2 protein-coding genes are annotated in these 4,215 nt (G+C 77.0%); both read left to right on the top strand.

What is annotated here, in order from left to right; all coding sequences use genetic code 11:
- Positions 1 to 1,656: PD-(D/E)XK nuclease family protein (locus HMPREF3099_RS09375; RefSeq protein WP_141762104.1), on the top strand; the 1,656-nt coding region annotated here is incomplete at its 5' end.
- The coding region (locus tag HMPREF3099_RS09370) for an ATP-dependent helicase (RefSeq protein WP_070705711.1) at positions 1,653 to 4,215 on the top strand (2,563 nt) is incomplete at its 3' end. The genes HMPREF3099_RS09375 and HMPREF3099_RS09370, both read left to right, overlap by 4 nt.

The following is a 4,215-nucleotide window of genomic DNA, read 5'->3' as shown; positions in this document are numbered from 1 at the left end:
CGGCTGGCCACCGCCCTGCAGGCGGGGGTGGCCGCTGCGCCGCGGGCCGCCGGTGGACGCGGCTGGGCGGTCGGGGTCGATGCCGAGACGGTGCTCTGGGCGGTGTGGGACGGGCTGGGGGTCTCGGCCTCCTGGCAGCGGCAGGCCCTGGCCGGCGGGGTGGCCGGGCAGCGCGCCGACCGCGACCTCGACGCCGTGCTGGGGCTCTTCGCCGCGGCCGAGCAGTTCGTCGAGCGGCACCCCGGCGCCGGGCCGGAGGTGTTCACCGAGCGGATGCGTTCCTCGCAGGTGGCGCGCGACTCCCTCGTGCTGGGGCGGGAGCGGGAGGCCGTGCAGGTGCTCACCCCGCAGGCCGCCGCCGGGCGGGAGTGGGAGGTGGTGGCCGTGGTCGGGGTGCAGACCGGGGTGTGGCCGGACCTGCGGCTGCGCGGATCGCTCGTGGGGTCCTCGCGGCTGGTGGAGCTGGTCGAGGGGCGCACCGGCGGCATCGCCGAGGAGCTGGCAGCCGTGCGCCACGACGAGCTACGGCAGTTCCTCGTGGCCTGCACCCGGGCCACCCGGCGCCTCGTGGTCACGGCGGTGCGGGACGCCGAGGAGACCCCCTCGCCCTTCCTCGACCTCGTGGACCCGCTGCCCGAGGGGGTGGAGCAGCGCGAGTTCGCGCCGTGGTCGGTGCCGGTGGACCTGCGCCACCAGGTGGCGCACGCCCGGCGCGAGCTCCTGCATGCCGCGGGCGCCGTGCCCGAGGCCGACGAACCCGCGGGTGCCGGTACGGCCCGCACCGACCCCGGGGCCCGTGCTGCGTGGGCCGCCGAGCTCGCCGCCCTGGTGCGGGCCGAGGTGCCCCACGCCCACCCCGAGGCGTGGTGGGCACTGCGCCAGGTGTCTTCCGCCGAGGCCCCCTGGGCACCCGGCACGCTGCCGGTGGTGCGCCCCTCCTCACTGGGCACCTGGCAGGACTGCGGCCTCAAGTGGTTCCTCACCACCCACGGCGGCAGCACCCCGCCCGGTCGCGCGCAGGAGATCGGAACGCTGCTCCACGACCTGCTGGCCGAGCACCCCGAGGCCCCGCTGGAGGAGCTGCGGGCCGAGGCCGCACGCCGGCGGGAGGAGCTCGGCTCGCCGGAGGTGTGGTGGTCGCGCCGGGAGGGCGAGCGGATGGCGCAGTGGCTGCGCCGCTACGACGTCTACCGCCGCGAGTGCGGCCGCGAGCTCGTGGGAACCGAGCTCGCGCTGCGCGTGGAGGCCGAGGGGGTGCGCCTCACCGGCCGGGTGGACCGGCTGGAGCGCCACCCCGGCAGTGGTGCGCTGCACGTGGCCGACCTCAAGACCGGCCACGTGGGTTCGCCCAAGGACCTGCCGGACAACGCCCAGCTGGGGGCCTACCAGGTGGCCGTGGAGGCCGGGGCCTTCGAGGCCGGTGACCACTCCGGTGGTGCCTCCCTGGTGCAGCTCGACTCCGGCGAGAAGGTGGGCACCATCGACCGGCGTCAGCCGGCCCTCGCCGACGGGCCGGTGGACCACCGTGCCCGGGTGGCCGAGGCCGGCGTGGGGATGGTGCAGGCCCGCCACGTCGCCACGGTGGGGGAGGCCTGCCGGCACTGCCCCGTCCGGTCCAGCTGCCCGGCCCGCCCCGAGGGCAAGGAGGTCGCATGAGCGAGCCCACCGGCACCACCGACCCGGCGCAGGGGTCCGGAGCGCGGCCGGCCGGCCGGCGCTGGAGCGCCGCCGACCTCGCCGACGTACTCGGCCAGCACCGGCCCACTCCGGAGCAGGCCGCCGTCATCGAGTGCACGGCGCCGGCGCAGCTCGTGGTGGCCGGTGCCGGGTCGGGCAAGACCGAGACCATGGCCGCCCGCGTGGTGTGGCTCGTGGCCAACCGCGTGGTGCGGCCCGACCAGGTGCTCGGCCTGACCTTCACCCGCAAGGCCGCCGCGGAGCTCTCCGAACGGCTCGGCGCGCGGCTCGAGGCGCTCGCCCGGGCCGGGGTGCTTGGGGAGGAGGAGCTGCAGCCGCCGGTGGTCTCCACGTACAACGCGTGGAGCGGCGGCATCGTGGCCGAGCACGGCCTGCGGGTGGGCGTGGAGCCCGGTGCCCGTGTGCTCTCGGAGGTGGAGGCGTGGCAGGGCGTCACCGACCTGGCCACCGCCTGGCCGGGCGACCTGCCCGAGGGGCTGACCTCCATCGGGTCGGTGGTGCAGGGCGTGCGCACCCTGGCCGGGCAGATGGGCGACCACCTCGTGACCGGCGCGCAGGTGGAGGCCGAGCTCGACCGCATCGATGCGCTGCTGGACACCGTGGCCCCGGTGCGGGGCGGCAAGGAGGCGGCCGCGGTGACCAGGGCGCGCGCGACGCTCGCCGCCCGCCGCGCGCTGGTGCCGCTGGTGCAGCGCTGGCAGGAGGTCAAGGCCGAGCGGCAGGTCATCGAGTTCTCCGACCAGACGCGGCTCTCGGCGCTGCTCGCCGGCGGCCACCGGGCCGTGGGTCGGGTGGAGCGGGCCCGCAGCCGGGCGGTGCTGCTGGACGAGTTCCAGGACACCACCGAGGCGCAGCTGCAGGTGGTGCGCGGGGTGTTCGCCGGCCACGCCGGGGTGAGCGTCACCGCCGTGGGCGACCCGCACCAGTCCATCTACGGCTTCCGGGGGGCCTCGGCGCGCACCATGGAGTCCTTCGTGGAGGCCTTCGGTGCCACGCAGCGTTCGCTCTCGGTGAGCTGGCGCAACTCCCCGCAGGTGCTCGAGGTGGCCAACGCCGTGGCGGCGCCGCTGCGGGCGGCCAGTCGCCTCGACCTGCCCGAGCTCTCGCCCCGCCCCGGCCACCACGGGGAGTCGGTGGTGAGCGCGGTACGCAGCACCACACCGGCGCAGGAGGCCGCCGAGGGGGCGGCCTGGCTGGGCCGGCACTGGCGTCCCGGGGAGGCCTCGGCCGCGGTGCTCTGCCGCAAGCGGTCGTGGTTCCCACTGGTCACCGAGGCGTTGGAGGCCGCCGGGTTGCCCTACGAGGTGGTGGGTCTGGGCGGGTTGCTCCTGGTGCCCGAGGTGGCCGACGTGCGCGCCCTGCTGGCGGTGGTGGACGACCCGACCCGCGGCGACCACCTGGTGCGCTTGCTCACCGGCCCGGCCACCCGCCTCGGGGCGGCCGACCTGGTGGGCCTGCACGCCTGGCGTCGGGAGCTCGAGCGCCGCTGGAACACCCGCCCCCGCGGTGACGAGGGGCTGGCCGAGCGGCGCGACCAGCTGCAGACGCAGGTCACCCTGCTCGATGCCGTGCTCACCCCCGTGGACCCCGACTGGACCGGGCCGGAGGGCGAGCACGTCGGGGAGACCGCCCGGTCTCGGCTGGCCGTGCTCGCCGAGGCCGTGACGCAGTGCCTGGGCGCGCAGCACCGCGGGGTGGGCGAGCTGGCGCTGGTGGCCGAGCAGGCCCTCGGCGTGGACGTGGAGCTCGCCTCGCGGGTGGACCTGCCGGTGTGGCGGGCGCGGGCGCACCTGGATGCCTTCCACGAGCACGTGGCCACCTTCGCCGAGGCCGGCACCCGCGAGCCGAGCCTCTCGGCGCTCATGGCTTGGCTCGACGCCGCCGAGGAGCACGACGGCGCGCTGGAGCCCGGCGCGGTGGAGGTGGACCCTGACGCCGTGCAGGTGCTCACCGTGCACGCCTCCAAGGGCCTGGAGTGGGATGCCGTGTGGGTGCCCGGGCTGGTGGCCGGCACCTTCCCCAGCGGCACCGGCACCGTGCGCGCCGTGGACGACGAGTGGGTGGCGCGGCCGGCCACCGACAGCGCCTGGTGGGCCCCGGCCAGCGGCCAGCTGCCCTTCGCGCTGCGCGGCGACTCCCCGTCCCTGCCGGTCTGGACCCTCCCGCCCGATGCGGACAAGGCGGACTTCGACGCCGCGATGGAGGACTTCGGCCGGGCCAACGGGGCGCGCGCCCTCGAGGAGGAACGGCGCCTGGCCTACGTGGGCGTCACCCGGGCGCGCTCCTGGCTGCACCTCACGGCATCGGTCTGGGGGGAGTCTGCCGCCCCCACGCCCACGAGCGACTTCCTCACCGAGGTGCTCGACCGGTGCGCCGTGGGTGCCTGGGCGCCGATGCCTCCGACCGACCCGGTGCCGGAGAACCCGGTGCGGGCCGAGCCGGTGACCGCGCCGTGGCCGCGTGAGCACGCCGACGACCTGGTGCACCACGCGCACGCGGCGGCCGCCGCCGAGGTCG

This window comes from Kytococcus sp. HMSC28H12, from assembly GCF_001816045.1.
Classification (GTDB): Bacteria; Actinomycetota; Actinomycetes; order Actinomycetales; family Dermatophilaceae; genus Kytococcus; species Kytococcus schroeteri.
Note: the sequence above shows the minus strand (reverse complement) of the source record. Positions and strands in the feature narration are given on the sequence as shown.